12 protein-coding genes are annotated in these 14,520 nt (G+C 63.5%); 11 read left to right on the top strand and 1 reads right to left on the bottom strand.

What is annotated here, in order from left to right; translation table 11 throughout:
* Positions 1 to 28: 28 nt before the first annotated feature.
* From PAF12_RS06790 to PAF12_RS06755, 8 genes are all read left to right on the top strand, one after another.
* On the top strand, positions 29 to 730 hold the full coding sequence (locus PAF12_RS06790; protein ID WP_271109399.1) for a GntR family transcriptional regulator: 702 nt from the start codon (positions 29 to 31) through the stop codon (positions 728 to 730).
* An 8-nt stretch (positions 731 to 738) separates the two neighbouring features.
* On the top strand, positions 739 to 1,833 hold the full coding sequence (locus tag PAF12_RS06785) for a Gfo/Idh/MocA family protein (RefSeq protein ID WP_271109663.1): 1,095 nt from the start codon (positions 739 to 741) through the stop codon (positions 1,831 to 1,833).
* Positions 1,834 to 2,066: 233 nt separating this feature from the next.
* Positions 2,067 to 3,653: an ABC transporter substrate-binding protein gene (locus tag PAF12_RS06780; RefSeq protein ID WP_271109398.1), complete on the top strand. Its 1,587-nt coding sequence runs from the start codon at positions 2,067 to 2,069 to the stop codon at positions 3,651 to 3,653.
* Between the two features lie 78 nt (positions 3,654 to 3,731).
* Entirely contained in the window at positions 3,732 to 4,739 is a 1,008-nt protein-coding gene (locus PAF12_RS06775; RefSeq protein ID WP_271109397.1) for an ABC transporter permease subunit, read from the top strand.
* A 3-nt stretch (positions 4,740 to 4,742) separates the two neighbouring features.
* Positions 4,743 to 5,642: an ABC transporter permease subunit gene (locus PAF12_RS06770; RefSeq protein WP_271109396.1), complete on the top strand. Its 900-nt coding sequence runs from the start codon at positions 4,743 to 4,745 to the stop codon at positions 5,640 to 5,642.
* Between the two features lie 3 nt (positions 5,643 to 5,645).
* Positions 5,646 to 6,635, top strand: a complete 990-nt coding sequence (locus tag PAF12_RS06765) for an ABC transporter ATP-binding protein (RefSeq protein ID WP_271109395.1) — start codon at positions 5,646 to 5,648, stop codon at positions 6,633 to 6,635.
* The gene (locus PAF12_RS06760; RefSeq protein WP_271109394.1) at positions 6,632 to 7,618 is read left to right on the top strand and encodes an ABC transporter ATP-binding protein; all 987 of its coding nucleotides are present in this window, start codon (positions 6,632 to 6,634) and stop codon (positions 7,616 to 7,618) included. The genes PAF12_RS06765 and PAF12_RS06760 overlap by 4 nt, the downstream gene beginning before the upstream one ends.
* A 68-nt stretch (positions 7,619 to 7,686) precedes the next feature.
* Positions 7,687 to 9,138: a TrkH family potassium uptake protein gene (locus PAF12_RS06755; RefSeq protein ID WP_271109392.1), complete on the top strand. Its 1,452-nt coding sequence runs from the start codon at positions 7,687 to 7,689 to the stop codon at positions 9,136 to 9,138.
* Positions 9,139 to 9,193: 55 nt separating this feature from the next.
* On the opposite strand, the gene PAF12_RS06750 is transcribed toward PAF12_RS06755, so the two are convergent.
* Positions 9,194 to 10,693, bottom strand: a complete 1,500-nt coding sequence (locus tag PAF12_RS06750) for a peptidoglycan-binding protein (RefSeq protein WP_271109391.1) — start codon at positions 10,691 to 10,693, stop codon at positions 9,194 to 9,196.
* 110 nt (positions 10,694 to 10,803) lie between these two features.
* Here PAF12_RS06750 and PAF12_RS06745 point away from each other — a divergent pair, with 110 nt between their 5' ends.
* Genes PAF12_RS06745 through glyS form a run of 3 tightly spaced genes read left to right on the top strand, consistent with a single transcriptional unit; the run spans position 10,804 to position 14,335 of the window.
* Positions 10,804 to 11,736 carry a glycine--tRNA ligase subunit alpha gene (locus PAF12_RS06745; RefSeq protein ID WP_271109389.1) on the top strand — a complete coding sequence of 311 codons (933 nt, stop codon included), beginning with the start codon at positions 10,804 to 10,806 and terminating at the stop codon, positions 11,734 to 11,736.
* Positions 11,733 to 12,206: a DUF6446 family protein gene (locus PAF12_RS06740; protein ID WP_271109387.1), complete on the top strand. Its 474-nt coding sequence runs from the start codon at positions 11,733 to 11,735 to the stop codon at positions 12,204 to 12,206. The genes PAF12_RS06745 and PAF12_RS06740 overlap by 4 nt, the downstream gene beginning before the upstream one ends.
* Positions 12,206 to 14,335: a glycine--tRNA ligase subunit beta gene (gene glyS / locus PAF12_RS06735; RefSeq protein ID WP_271109385.1), complete on the top strand. Its 2,130-nt coding sequence runs from the start codon at positions 12,206 to 12,208 to the stop codon at positions 14,333 to 14,335. The genes PAF12_RS06740 and glyS overlap by 1 nt, the downstream gene beginning before the upstream one ends.
* Positions 14,336 to 14,520: the final 185 nt, after the last annotated feature.

The following is a 14,520-nucleotide window of genomic DNA, read 5'->3' as shown; positions in this document are numbered from 1 at the left end:
AATACTGTATCAATTTGCCACGGTAACAATGGAAAGTCACGCAGCACTTCCCGTTTACATGCAGATCAGTGAGTTGCTGGCCCGCGAAATCGCGGCGGGGCATTTGCTGGATGGCGAGAAGCTGCCGCCGGAGCGGGAGATGGCCGGGCGGCTCGGCATTTCGGTCGGCACGCTGCGCCGGGCGCTGGCGGAGTTGACCGAACGCGGGCTGCTGGAACGGCGGCAGGGGTCCGGCAACTATATCCGGGTGAAGGGGGATGCGCGGAATATCTATTCCTTCTTCCGCATCGAGTTGCTGGCAGGCGGCGGTTTGCCGACCGCGACGCTGCTGTCGCTGGACCGGATGGAGAAGCCCGCTTCCCTGCCGCGTTTTGGCGAGGGGGATCAGGGCTGGCGCATCCGCCGCCTGCGCAGCCTGAACGACCAGCCTTGTGTTTTGGAGGAAATCTGGCTCTGCGCCTCTTACGCGGAACAGATCGGGGCGGGTGATCTGTCGGAATCGCTGTATCTGTTTTACCGCGAGCGGCTGAATCTGTGGATCTCGCATGTCGATGACAGTGTCGGGATCGCGACCGTCCCGGGATGGAGCCCGCCCGCGTTCTCCCCCAAGCCGGGCGCGACAGTCGGGTATTTCGCCCGCAGCGGCTTTGACCAGAATAACCGGCCGGCGGAGGTGTCGCGTAACTGGTTCGATACCAGTCTATCGCATTATGTTTCCCGGATCAGGTGAGGGTGCGTATGGGCAATGCGGTGAATTATGGCGTGATCGGATGCGGGATGATGGGGCAGGAGCATCTGCGCAATATCCTGCTGCTGCCGGACACGCGGATCGCCGCGATATTCGAGCCTGACGCGATGATGCGCGCTGCCGCCGCCGAAATCGCGCCGGATGCTGTCATGTGCGATTCGGTTCGCGGGTTGCTGTCGGTCGAGCCGCTGGATTGCGTCGTGATCGCCTCGCCCAACCTTTGGCATATCGCCCAGCTTGAGGAGATCGCCGTGACGCGGCAATTGCCGGTGCTGGTGGAAAAGCCGCTCTTCACCCGGCCTGACGATCTGCCCCGGCTGCGCCAGATCGAGGCGCGGTTCAGCGCGCCGATCTGGGTGGCAATGGAATATCGTTACATGCCGCCGATCGCCGCGTTTCTCGACCGGCTCGATGCGGCCACGGGCGGGCTGAAAATGCTGACCATCCGCGAGCATCGCTTTCCGTTTCTGCCCAAGGTCGGGGCGTGGAACCGCTTCAACCGCAACTCGGGCGGGACGTTGGTGGAGAAATGCTGTCATTTCTTCGATCTGATGCGGCTGGCGACCGGGTCGGAGGCTATTCGGGTGATGGCGAGTGCGGGGCAGGCGGTCAATCATCTGGATGAGCGATACGGGGACGAGACGCCGGATATCTGGGATCATGGCTATGTCATCGTCGATTTTGCCAATGGCATGCGCGCCATGCTGGAGCTGTGCATGTTCGCGGAAGGGGCGCGTTATCAGGAACAGATCGCCGGGATCGGTCCTGCGGGCATGATCGAGGCCCTGGTGCCGGGGCCTGCGCGATTCTGGCCCGCAGATCTGGGCGATCCGCCGGTGCCGCAGGTGATCGAGAGCCCGCGTAATCCGAAGGGTCCGCGCAGGCTGGACGTGCCGGTCGACCCGGTGCTGCTGGCAGCGGGCGATCACAACGGATCGACCTTCTACCAACATCAGCGTTTTCATGCGGTTGTGCGCGGCGACGCCGGGGCCGAGGTGAGCTTGTCGGACGGGATGAAGGCGGTCGAGATCGGTCTGGCCGCGCAGGAATCAGCGATGACCGGGCAGGTGGTTTCGCTTGTCTGAGCGACCCGCCTGACATCTCGATTCGCCTGGATCGAAACCGGAGCCGGTTAAGAAATTCTTATGTGATATTAGGAATTTGATATTTTTCGCGTAACATTCATGCGCAAATCGGACATTTGAAATGAACTTATGTTCAATTACTCACGGCGCTTGCATGCTTTGTTTGTTTTGGGCAGGCTGTTCCAATCAAAGACCCGCATCAAAGCGGAGCTTGGTCCAACAGGAGTTAAAAAATGAGAAAATTGATCCCGGTTACCGTGGCGGCGATGTTGCTTGGCTCGGCGGCATCGGCCCAGAATCTCGTCTATTGCTCGGAAGGCTCGCCGGAGGGGTTTGACCCGGCGCTGTACACCTCGGGCACGACTTTCGATGCCTCGTCGCGCAACGTTTATGACCGTCTCGTGCAGTTCAAGCATGGCGAAACCGAGATTGAGCCGGGTCTGGCCGAAAGCTGGGAAGTCAGCGAGGACGGGCTGGAATACACCTTCAAGCTGCGTGAAGGCGTGAAATTCCACACCACCGAATTCTTCACCCCGACGCGCGACCTGAACGCCGATGACGTGATTTTCAGCTTCACCCGTCAGGGCGATGCGGAGAGCGAATATCACGCGATGACCCCGGCTGCGAGCTATGAATATTTCAACTCCATGTCGATGCCGGATCTGATCACCTCCATCGAGAAGGTCGACGATCTGACGGTGAAATTCACCCTGTCGCGCCCGGAAGCGCCGATGCTGGCGAACCTCGCCATGTCTTTCGCCTCGATCATGTCGAAGGAATACGCTGATCAGTTGATCGAGGCCGGCACGCCGGAGCAGTTCAACCAGCAGCCGGTCGGCACCGGGCCGTTCAAATTCCTCGCCTATCAGAAAGACGCGGTGATCCGTTACACCCGCAACGATGAATACTGGCGTGAACCGGCGGCGATCGAGAACCTGATCTTCGCGATCACGCCGGATGCTTCGGTCCGCTATCAGAAGCTGCAAGCGGGCGAATGCCATGTCATGCCCTATCCGAACCCGGCCGATCTGGAAGCGATGCGGGAAAACCCGGACATCAACGTCGTCAGCCGCGAGGGGCTGAATGTGGGCTACATGGCCTACAACACCCAGATGCCGCCCTTCGACAACCCGGAGGTGCGCAAGGCGCTGAACATGGCCATCGACAAGCAGGCCATTGTCGACGCGATCTTCCAGGGTGCCGGTGCGGTTGCCAAGAACCCGATCCCGCCGACCATGTGGTCCTATAATGACGCCATCGAAGACGATCCCTATGACCCGGAAGCCGCGAAGGCCGCGCTTGAAGGTGCGGGCGTCACCGATCTGTCGATGAAGATCTGGGCGATGCCGGTGCAGCGTCCCTACAACCCCAATGCCCGCCGCATGGCGGAGATGATTCAGGCTGACTTCTCCGAAATCGGGGTGAATGCGGAAATCGTCTCCTATGAATGGGGCGAGTATCTGGAACGCTCGAAGGCCGAGGATCGCGACGGTGCGGTTCTCTTGGGCTGGACCGGCGATAACGGCGACCCGGACAACTTCCTCGCCGTGCTGCTTGGCTGTGACGCGGTCGGTGACGCCAACCGTGCGCAATGGTGCAACGAGGATTTCGATGGCATCATCAAGCAGGCGAAAGAGGAGTCCGATCAGGCGGAGCGGACCCGGCTTTATGAAGAGGCGCAGGTGATCTTCAAGGATCAGGCCCCGTGGGCGACCATTGCGCATTCGGTCGTGAACGAACCGATCAGCACCAAGGTACAGGGCTACAAGATCGATCCGTTCGGCGGTCACGTCTTCTACGGCGTCAGCCTGACCGAATAAGCTTCGCTCCCGCTTTTTCGGCCGGGCGGCCTCGCGCTGCCCGGCCTTGTTGCATATCGCCAAGCCCGGGACCTGCCGATGCTGAGCTTTCTTCTCCGCCGATTGGGAACCTTCATTCCCACCTTTATCGGCGTCACCGTCATTGCGTTTGCCTTTATTAGATTGTTGCCGGGGGATCCGATCCTGCTTCTGGCCGGCGAGCGGGGCGTCAGCCCTGAGCGCTATGAGATGTTGCAGGAGCAGTTGGGGTTCAACCAGCCGATCTGGAAGCAATATCTCGATTACGTCGCGGGCATCTTTCAGGGCGATCTGGGCACGTCCTTCGTGACCAAGCGCCCGGTGCTGGACGAGTTCATGGCGCTGTTTCCCGCCACCGTGGAATTGTCGCTATGCGCGATCCTCCTCGCCACGCTGATCGGCATTCCGGCGGGGGTGATCGCCGCCGTGAACCGGGGCAAATTCTTCGATCAGGCGCTGATGTCGACGGCGCTGATCGGCTATTCGATGCCGATTTTCTGGTGGGCCTTGCTGCTGATTATCGTGTTTTCCGGGGGGCTGGGCTGGACGCCGGTCTCGGGGCGGATGAGCCTGGTCTATTTCATCAACGGCCCGACCGGCTTCATGCTGATCGACAGCATCCTGTCCGGCCAGTCAGGCGCGTTCCGGTCCGCCGTGGCGCATCTGATCCTGCCGACCGTGGCGCTGGCGACGATCCCGCTGGCGGTGATCGCGCGGCAGACCCGCTCCGCCATGCTGGAGGTGCTGGGCGAGGATTACGTCCGTACCGCGCGCGCCAAGGGCATGTCGCCGCTGAGGGTCAACGGGGTTCACGCGCTGCGCAATGCGCTGATCCCGGTGATTACCGTCATCGGCCTGTCGGTCGGCACGCTGCTGGCCGGGGCGATCCTGACGGAGACGATTTTCTCATGGCCCGGCATCGGCAAATGGATGGTCGATTCGATTTTCCGCCGTGACTATCAGGTCGTGCAGGGTGGGCTTTTGCTGATCGCGCTCGTCGTCATGGTCGTGAACCTGATCGTCGATGTGCTGTACGGCTTCATCAACCCCAAGATCCGAAAGGGCTGAGCGATGACAGAGACAGCCAGCCAGACCACACCGACCGCCCCGCCATCCCGCCTGCGCGAGTTCTGGTCCTCCTTTTCAGAAAATCGCGGCGCGGTCATCGGGCTGTTCGTATTCCTCGCATTTCTGTTCGTCGCCGCCTTCGCGCCGCTGCTGGCGCCATATGCGCCGGATGCGCAGTATCGTGACGCGCTTCTCGTGCCGCCGGCGTGGCAGGAGGGGGGATCGACCCGGTTCCTGCTTGGCACCGATGCGGTCGGTCGCGATCTGCTGTCCCGGCTGATCTACGGGGCGCGGTTCTCCTTCTTCATCGGGGTTGTGGTGGTCAGCGTCGCGACCTTCTTCGGGGTGCTGACTGGTGTGGTCGCGGGGTTCGCGCCGAACTGGCTCGATACGCTGATCATGCGGCTGATGGACATCATCCTGTCTTTCCCGAGCCTGTTGCTGGCGCTGGTGCTGGTCGCGATCCTCGGGCCCAGCCTTCTGAACGCGATGATCGCCATCGCCATCGTCCTGCAACCGCATTTCGTCCGCCTGACCCGCGCGGCGGTGATGACGGAGCGGTCGAAGGATTACGTCACGGCCGCACGGATCGCGGGCGGGCGCAGGATCAGGATCATGTTCCGCACGGTCCTGCCCAACTGCCTCGCCCCGATCATCGTGCAGTCGGCGCTGTCGTTTTCGACCGCTGTTCTGGATGCGGCGGCGCTTGGCTTTCTCGGTATGGGCGCGCAGCCGCCGACGCCGGAATGGGGCACGATGCTGGCGGAATCGCGTGAATTCATGCTGCGCGCGCCCTGGGTCGTGACGTTCCCCGGCCTCTGCATCCTGATCACCGTGCTGGCGATCAACCTGATGGGCGACGGTCTGCGCGACGCGCTTGACCCGAAACTGAAGCGGAGCTGAGCCATGCCATTACTGGAAATCCGCAATCTGACCGTCGATTTCGCCACACATTCCGGCAGTTTCCGGGCCGTGGACGGGGTCGATGTCACCGTCGACGAGGGCGATCTGCTGGCTATCGTGGGCGAGTCCGGCTCCGGCAAGTCGGTCTCCATGCTGGCGATCATGGGGCTGTTGCCGTGGACCGCGACCGTGACCGCCGACAAGATGGCGTTTGACGGCCACGATCTGCGCACCATCTCTGCCCGGGCGCGGCGAAAGATCATCGGCAAGGACATGTCGATGATCTTTCAGGAACCGATGTCCTCGCTGAACCCGGCCTTCACGATCGGCTGGCAGATCAAGGAGAGTCTGCGCAAACATACCAGCCTGAACCGCCGCCAGCAGCAGGATCGCGCGCTGGAACTGATGCAGCAGGTCGGCATACCCGCGCCGGAAAAGCGGCTGAAGGCTTACCCGCACCAGCTTTCCGGCGGGATGAGCCAGCGGGCCATGATCGCGATGGCGCTGGCCAACAAGCCCAAGCTGCTGATCGCGGATGAGCCGACGACGGCGCTTGATGTAACCATTCAGGCGCAGATCCTCGAATTGCTGACCGGGTTGCAGGAAGAAACCGGGATGGCGCTTGTTCTGATCACCCATGACATGGGCGTGGTTGCCGAGACTGTGGAGCGCGTGCAGGTCCAATATGCCGGGCAGCGGGTGGAGTTGCAGGATGTGCAGGGGTTGTTCGACGACCCGCATCACCCCTACACCGCCGCGCTGCTGGCCGCGCTGCCCGAACGCGCGACGGAGCGGAAGCTGCCGACCATCCCCGGTGTCGTGCCGGGGCAGTTCGACCGGCCAGCGGGGTGCCTGTTCTCGCCCCGTTGCAAATTCGCCGATGCGCGCTGCAAGACCGAACAGCCTGTGCCCGCCGGGGCGGGGATGGGCCATGCGCTGTGTCACTACCCGCTGGATAACGGCCAGCCGACCGGGAAGGAGAGCGCCGCATGACCGAGCCCGTCCTCACAGCCACCAATCTGAAACGCCATTACGAAATCAAGGGCGGTTTCATGCAGCCCGCCGCCACGTTGCGAGCGCTTGACGGGGCGAGCTTTACGCTGACACCCGGAAAGACGCTGGCTGTCGTCGGCGAATCCGGCTCAGGCAAATCGACGCTGGCCCGCGTGGTGACGATGATCGAGCCGCCGACCGAAGGCGAACTGGTGATCGGGGGCAAGAAGATCGGCCCGGAAGGTGCCAGCCGCGACCGTGACCTGCGGGCGATGGTCCAGATCGTGTTTCAGGACCCCTATGGCAGCCTCAACCCCCGCCAGACCATCGGCCAGACGCTGATGGAGCCGCTGCTGCTCAACCGTCCCGACATACCGGCGGCGGAGCGTGACGCCCGCGCGCGGGAGATGCTGACCATGGTCGGGCTGCGGCCCGAACATTTCGACCGCTATCCGCATATGTTCTCCGGCGGGCAGCGTCAGCGGGTTGCCGTGGCGCGCGCGCTGATGCTGGAGCCGAAGATTCTTGTGCTGGATGAACCCGTCTCCGCGCTCGATCTGTCGATCCAGAGCCAGGTGCTGAATCTGCTGATGGATTTGCAGGAGCGGATGGACCTCGCCTATCTGTTCGTCAGCCACGATCTGTCCGTGGTCCGCCATCTGGCCGATGAGGTGATGGTGATCTATCTGGGCAAGCCGGTTGAAATCGGGCCGAAAGACGTGATCTTCGACGCGCCGCGCCATCCCTATACCAAGGCGCTGATGTCCGCGACGCCTGCCGCCGATCCGGCCCTGCGGAAGGAGCGGATCAGGTTGCAGGGCGAATTGCCGTCGCCGATGGCGAAACCGCAGGGCTGCGCGTTCAATCCGCGCTGCTGGCGCAGGCTGGATGAGTGTCAGAAGGTAGAGCCGGAATTGCAGGGCGGGGATCATTGCTTTGCCTGTCACAACCCGGTGCCGGAGGATGAAACCGCCGCTGCCTGAGGGGTTGCGGCTGGAATGCCGCGCCGGATCGGCTTGACGGCTCCGGGCAGGCGCGGCAATCAGATGCCATGATAGATGTCCGCCCCGTTGCCCATATCATCGGCAGGATCACCTTCGCACTCGGGGCGTTGATGATCTTTCCGACCCTGATCGACTATCAGGCCGGGCATCCGAACTGGTCGATGATGGCGCAGTCGATGGTTCTGATCCTTGTCGCCTCCGGTCTGGTGGTGGTGGCGACGCATTCCGTTTCGCGCAGCCTGACGATCGAGCAGAGCTTTCTGCTGACCTCCGGTCTGTGGCTGGTGCTGCCGCTGGCGGGGGCGGTGCCGCTGATGCTGGGCGATCCGGGGCTGAATTTCACCGACGCGTTTTTCGAATCGATGTCGGGGCTGACCACCACGGGCACGACGGTGATCCCGTCGCTCGACACGCTGTCGCCGGGGACGAATATGTGGCGCGCGATCCTGCAATGGTCGGGCGGGCTGGGGATCGTCGTGGTGGCAATGGTGTTTCTGCCGGTGATGAAGGTCGGCGGGATGCAGTTCTTCCGGTCGGAAGGGTTCGACACGCTTGGCAAGGTGCTGCCGCGCGCCGGTCAGATCGCGGCGGAGATGACCTGGATCTATCTTGGCATCACCGTCGCCTGCGCGCTGATGTATGTCATCACCGGAATGAGCTTTTACGACGCGGTGCTGCATGCGCTGACCACCTGTTCGACCGGCGGGTTTTCCAGCCGTGACGCGAGTTTCGGCGCCTATATCGGTCCGGCGGAATGGGTGGCGACGGTGTTCATGATCCTCGCCTCGATCCCGTTCGTGCGTATGGTGCAGGCGGTCCGGGGCGATTTCATGCCGATCTGGCGGGACCGGCAGGTGCGGCTGTATCTCCGCTGGGTTCTGTATTCGATCTCGGTCATCGTGATCTACCGGCTGCTTTACATCCACCAGACCGCCGATCCGTGGGACGTGATCCGGGAGACCACGTTCAACGTCATCACCGTGTTCTCCGGCACCGGCTTCGCATCGACCAATGTGCTGCTTTGGGGGCATCTGCCGTTCGTTGTGCTGTTCTGCGTGGCGCTGATCGGGGGCTGTACCGGCTCCACCGGCTGTTCGGTCAAGGTGTTCCGCTATCAGGTGCTGTTTCAGGCCGTGCGCGCGCAGATCCGCCGGATGCAGTCGCCGCACCGGCTGTATCCGCTGCGTCTGGGCGGCAAGCGGCTGGAGCAGGACGTGGTCGATTCGGTGATGGCCTTTTTCACCATGTTCACCCTGACATTCGGGCTGCTGATCGTCGGGCTGGCGCTGACCGGACTGCATCCGAAAACCGCGCTGACCGGGGCGTGGACGGCGATTGCCAATATTGGCCCGGTCTGGGGACCGGAGGTGACCAGCAATGGCAGCATCCAGCGTTTCCCGGATTCCGCCAAGTGGATGATGAGCATCGGGATGTATCTCGGCAGGCTCGAACTGATGAGCGTGCTGGTGCTGTTGCTGCCGCGTTTCTGGCGGGGCTGAGGGGAATCATGACGGGGCAGCGGGGAAAACCCGCGACCCCGTTTCGCGCAGGTGATTACTGCTGTGCGGGGGCTGCGTTGATATCCGTCCCCAGAACGATGGGCTCCCTGCCGGTCGCCGGTTGCTGCGCGGCGTCTTCGCTGGCGTCCTGAACCGTTTCCGCGGTCGCTGCGGCCTCCACGGCGGCGGCTGTGTCGCGATCCGCACGAGGCGGTTGTTCGCGGGTCAGGCTGCCGGCGATTTCCTGAACGATGCGCGGTGCGTTTTCGGCGTCCTCGACCGGCCAGATCAGCACCCAGCCCTCGACATTGCCGTCAGAGACGCGGGCACGGGCTTCGCCGATATGGGTATCGTTCCGTCCGTAAAGCCGGGCGGAGCCGTTGCCGATTTCCCGCTCGGGGCGTGGCACCCAGCCGAGTGCTGTGACCAGCCCGGTCATATCCACCATCTCCTGCTGGCCACCGGGTTGCGAAAAGAGAATCAGTGCCGCGCCCGATTCATCCTTGGGGCCATAGATTGACAGCGCCCGTTCGTTGCGCTGATGGACAAGTTTCGCGGTCGGTGCGATGACCGACAGCCCGGTATGATCGTCGCTCAGCTTGCCGAGACCGAGTTCATTGCGCCACGCCTCCCGCTGCGCCATCAGGTTCAGGATCGCGGTCGCCGCGTCCGGGGTCTGTCGCTGCGAGGCGAGTTCGGCGGCAATGGCGGCGCGGGTCATGGGGCCGGTCTGGCCGTCAATCTTGCCGTCATAGAAACCCGCCCAAGCGAGGATCTCCTGCACCTCGGCCACGGGCGGCATTTCGGGCGGTGCCTCCGGGGCGAGCGGCCAATCGGGGGCCGTGCCGGCATCCGCCACGCTGCCCATATCGGCGGCGGAGGAAATCAGGCTGTCGGCAGGGATCGCCTCGCCACCTTTCAGCGCGGCAAGCCACTGATCCGCCCCTTCCTCGCTGAACGGGCCGACAGCGATGCCGAACCAGCCATTCGGCATGTCCCACATCCCGGCCTCGGGAATGGTTTCGCGCCAGCGGGTCAGTGCGGCATCAGCCTCCGCCCGGTTGTTGAAGGATTCCAGCCGGATATAGGATGCCGGGGGCGGCGGTGCCGCAGGTTGCGGGGTGGCGATGTCCTGAGCTTCGGAGCCGGTCTCGCCCGTGGCGACCGTCGCCGCCTGCGCCTCGTCCGTATCCTGCGCCGCCTCTGTGACGCTGTCCGCGCCGGTCTGATCCGCGCGGTTGTCAGCCACGGCGACGGCTGCGATCCCCTCTGCCGGGGTCAGCAGACTGTCAGCCGGGATCGTGCGGGCGTTTTTCAGCGCGGCCATCCGGGCCTCCGCATCCTCGCGCGGCAGCGGCCCGAAGGCGATTGCGGTCCATGTCGTGCCAAGCGGGAAGGTCACCACCGGCAGCCCCTGCACCCTTGACTGCCAGCCTTCCGCTGCCTGCGCCGCCGCTTGCTGGCCGCGCTTTGCCTCGACCCGGATATAGACGTCCTCAGCCAGAGCCATCCCCGGAAGCGCTGCCGTCAGCAGCAATATCGCGATGCGTTTCATCCTGTCTCTTGCCCCTTTGCCGGAGGGCCGTTACCCGTCCGATTGACCATATGTCGCGCCGCGCCTAGAACACGCGGGCGTTTGGCAGACATACGAAAAAGGATGCCCCGATGACCAGCCCCCGTGACGGCGACAAGCCACGTTGTTTTCAGGATGTGATCCTGCGGCTTCAGAATCATTGGGCGAAATCCGGCTGTGCGGTGCTGCAACCTTATGACATGGAGGTCGGTGCGGGGACGTTTCACCCGGCGACGACGCTGCGCTCGCTGGGCGCAAAGCCGTGGGCCGCGGCCTATGTCCAGCCCTCGCGTCGCCCGACCGACGGGCGCTATGGCGAGAACCCGAACCGGCTGCAGCATTATTATCAGTATCAGGTCATCATCAAACCCAACCCGCCGAATTTGCAGGAACTGTATCTCGACAGCCTGCGTGCCATCGGTCTGGACCCGCTGGTCCATGATGTCCGCTTCGTCGAGGATGACTGGGAATCGCCCACGCTCGGCGCCTGGGGGCTGGGCTGGGAGGTCTGGTGCGACGGGATGGAGGTCAGCCAGTTCACCTATTTCCAGCAGGTCGCGGGTTATGACTGTCACCCGGTTTCGGGCGAGCTGACCTACGGTCTGGAACGGCTGGCGATGTACGTGCTGGGGGCGGAGCATGTGATGGACATGCCGTTCAACGATCCTGACAGCCCGATCCCGCTGAAATACAGCGACATCTTCCGCCAGACCGAAGAGGAATATTCCCGCTGGAACTTCGATCAGGCCGATACCGGGATGCTGTTCCAGCACTTCAGGGATGCGGAGGAGGAGTGCGAGCGTATCGTCTCCGCCGCCGAAGAGGACAGCGCCGGGCGGCGTATCCTGATGGCGCATCCGGCTTACGATCAGGCGATCAAGGCCAGCCATGTGTTCAACCTGCTGGATGCGCGCGGGGTGATCTCCGTCACCGAACGCGCCGATTATATCCGCCGGGTGCGGGCACTGACCAAGAAATGCGCCGATCTGTTCATGCAAACGCCGTTGGCGCAGGCCGCGGAATGAACTGGGGCAAGGTTGCGGTTCTGGCGATACTGGGGTCCGCCGTCGCGGTTGGCGGCGGGGTGTGGTACGCGCAGGAATACGCCTATTACGACAGGATCGATCCGGCGGATGTGACGCTGGAGGTGACGGCGGGCGGCCAGCAGGTCGCGCTTGCCGTCGCGGATATTCAGGCCATCGACGCCGGCAGCGCCCCGCATCGATGGCGCGCCTGTTTTCGCGTGACGGAGGCGCTGCCCGGCGACGCCGAACCCTATGCCGACCCGACGCCGCTTTACGGGCCGGGCTGGTTCGACTGTTTCGATGCCGAACAGATCGGCCATGATCTCGAATCCGGTGCCGCGACCGCCTGGCTCGGCCAGTCGGAAATCGCCCCGGATGTGGACCGGGTGATTGCCGTCTATCCCGATGGCCGCGCCTATGGCTGGCACCAGATTAACGACAAGACCCCCGAACGCGGAGTGATGGACTGATGCCCGATCTGCTGATCGAACTGTTTTCCGAAGAAATCCCGGCCCGGATGCAGGGGCGGGCGCGTGAGGATCTGAAGAAACTCGTGACCGACGGTCTGGTCGAGGCCGGGCTGACCTATCGCTCTGCCGGGGCGTTTTCTACGCCGCGTCGTCTGGCCCTGTCGGTGGAGGGGCTGGATGCGGCCTCCAAACCCGTGCGTGAGGAACGCAAGGGCCCCAGGGCAGATGCACCGGAGAAGGCGCTTGAGGGGTTTTTGCGCTCCACCGGGCTGAACAAGGATCAGCTTGAGCTTCGGGACGACAAGAAAGGCCAGGTCTATTTCGCAGTAATAGACAAGCCGGGCCGTCCGGCGGCGGAGATCGTGGGCGAGGTGCTGGCAGCCGCGATCCGCAATTTCCCGTGGCCCAAATCGATGAGGTGGGGTTCAGGGTCGCTTCGCTGGGTGCGTCCGCTGCATTCGATCCTGTGTATCCTGTCCGATGAGGCAGGCGCGCAGGTGGTGCCGGTCGATGTGGACGGCATTACCTCGGCCGACACGACGCGCGGTCATCGCTTCATGGCGCCGGATGCGTTTTCTGTCACCAGTTTCGACGATTATGCGGCAAAGCTGCGGCAGGCAAAGGTCATGCTGGACAGTGCCGAGCGTGAAGCGGCGATTGCGCAGGAGGCCGAAAATCTCGCCTTCGCCCGTGGCTGGGAGATTGTCGAGGATAAGGGCCTGCTGGCCGAGGTCGCGGGGCTTGTCGAATGGCCCGTGCCGCTGATGGGGGAGATCGAGGCGCAGTTTCTCGACCTGCCGCCGGAGGTTTTGCAGACCTCGATGAAGGAGCATCAGAAATTCTTCTCCGCCCGCAACCCCAAGACCGGGCGGATCGAGGGGTTTGTGACCGTCGCCAATATCGAGACCCCGGATGATGGCGCGACGATCCTTGCCGGGAACCAGCGTGTGCTGGCAGCGAGGCTGTCGGATGCGGCGTTCTTCTGGCAGAACGATCTGCGCGTGGCGAAGGCCGGGATGGCGGATTGGGCCGAGGGGCTGAAATCCGTGACCTTCCACAACAAGCTGGGGTCGCAGGCCGACCGCGTGGCCCGGATTGCGGCGCTTGCGCGCGAGATTGCGCCTTTGGTCGGGGCCGACCCGGATCAGGCGGGCCGCGCGGCGGAGCTGGCCAAGCTGGACCTGCGCAGCGAAATGGTGGGCGAGTTCCCCGAATTGCAGGGCATCATGGGGCGGTACTACGCGCTTGCGGCGGGCGAGGATGCCGCCGTGGCCGATGCCGCACGCGATCACTATTCGCCGCTTGGCCCGTCGGACGATGTGCCGAGCGCGCCGGTCTCCGTCGCCGTGGCGCTTGCGGATAAGATCGACACGCTGACCGGGTTCTGGGCGATTGACGAGAAGCCGACCGGGTCGAAGGATCCGTTTGCGCTGCGGCGGGCGGCGCTTGGGGTTATTCGGTTGGTGCTGGGGAATGGGGTTCGCTTTCAAGTTGTTGATTTATTACGAAATTCAATGGCTTCTCGCGCGATGTACGTCGTTGAAAACAACGATGACCTCGCGATGAGTGCGGTGACCGGAAAAGACTGGATTGGTAACATTGCCGCCGACCTCCTCGCCTTCCTCCACGACCGTCTGAAAGTCTATCTCCGCGATCAGGGCATCCGCCACGACATCATCGACGCCGTGCTCGCACAGCCCGGCAATGACGATCTGGTGCTGGTGGTGAACCGGGCGACGGCGCTGAACGATATGCTCAGGACCGAGGACGGGCAGAACCTGACGCAGGGGCTCAAGCGGGCGTCGAATATTCTGGCGCAGGCCGAGGAAAAGGACGGCGTCGAATACAGCTTCGGGGCCGATCCGAAATTCGCGGAAACAGATGAGGAACGCGCCCTGTTTGCCGCGCTTGATACCGCCGAACCGGCGATCAAGGCGGCTGTGGCAGAGGAAGATTTCCCTGCCGCCATGTCCGCCATTGCCGGTCTTCGCGCCCCGATTGATGCGTTCTTCGAGGCGGTTCAGGTCAATACCGACAACCAGATCGTCCGGCGCAATCGGCTGAACCTGCTGTCCCGCATCCGCGCGGCAGGGCGAGAGATCGCGGATTTTACCCGGATCGAGGGGTAACGATCTCCGCCGCGCACTCCGCGTGGAATCGAGGCCGCAGGTCGCCGCGCGAGCGCCGGACCGGCCCCTCGGTCTGGCGCTTGGTCCATGCAGGCGCGACGCGGGGCGTTCGTGCGGGGTTGCACCATAAAGCGCTTCGTGGCTGGGGTGGCGCGCCAGCCCCCGGTTCGGCGCTCGCGCGGCTG

The sequence above is a fragment of the Paracoccus sp. SCSIO 75233 genome (assembly GCF_027912675.1).
Classification (GTDB): domain Bacteria; phylum Pseudomonadota; class Alphaproteobacteria; order Rhodobacterales; family Rhodobacteraceae; genus Paracoccus.
Note: the sequence above shows the minus strand (reverse complement) of the source record. Positions and strands in the feature narration are given on the sequence as shown.

Coding starts and splice junctions, on each gene's coding strand:
- PAF12_RS06790 (WP_271109399.1), top strand. CDS start 29: ATGGAAAGTCACGCAGCACTTCCCGTTTACATGCAGATCAGTGAGTTG.
- PAF12_RS06785 (WP_271109663.1), top strand. CDS start 739: ATGGGCAATGCGGTGAATTATGGCGTGATCGGATGCGGGATGATGGGG.
- PAF12_RS06780 (WP_271109398.1), top strand. CDS start 2,067: ATGAGAAAATTGATCCCGGTTACCGTGGCGGCGATGTTGCTTGGCTCG.
- PAF12_RS06775 (WP_271109397.1), top strand. CDS start 3,732: ATGCTGAGCTTTCTTCTCCGCCGATTGGGAACCTTCATTCCCACCTTT.
- PAF12_RS06770 (WP_271109396.1), top strand. CDS start 4,743: ATGACAGAGACAGCCAGCCAGACCACACCGACCGCCCCGCCATCCCGC.
- PAF12_RS06765 (WP_271109395.1), top strand. CDS start 5,646: ATGCCATTACTGGAAATCCGCAATCTGACCGTCGATTTCGCCACACAT.
- PAF12_RS06760 (WP_271109394.1), top strand. CDS start 6,632: ATGACCGAGCCCGTCCTCACAGCCACCAATCTGAAACGCCATTACGAA.
- PAF12_RS06755 (WP_271109392.1), top strand. CDS start 7,687: ATGATAGATGTCCGCCCCGTTGCCCATATCATCGGCAGGATCACCTTC.
- PAF12_RS06750 (WP_271109391.1), bottom strand. CDS start 10,693: ATGAAACGCATCGCGATATTGCTGCTGACGGCAGCGCTTCCGGGGATG.
- PAF12_RS06745 (WP_271109389.1), top strand. CDS start 10,804: ATGACCAGCCCCCGTGACGGCGACAAGCCACGTTGTTTTCAGGATGTG.
- PAF12_RS06740 (WP_271109387.1), top strand. CDS start 11,733: ATGAACTGGGGCAAGGTTGCGGTTCTGGCGATACTGGGGTCCGCCGTC.
- glyS (WP_271109385.1), top strand. CDS start 12,206: ATGCCCGATCTGCTGATCGAACTGTTTTCCGAAGAAATCCCGGCCCGG.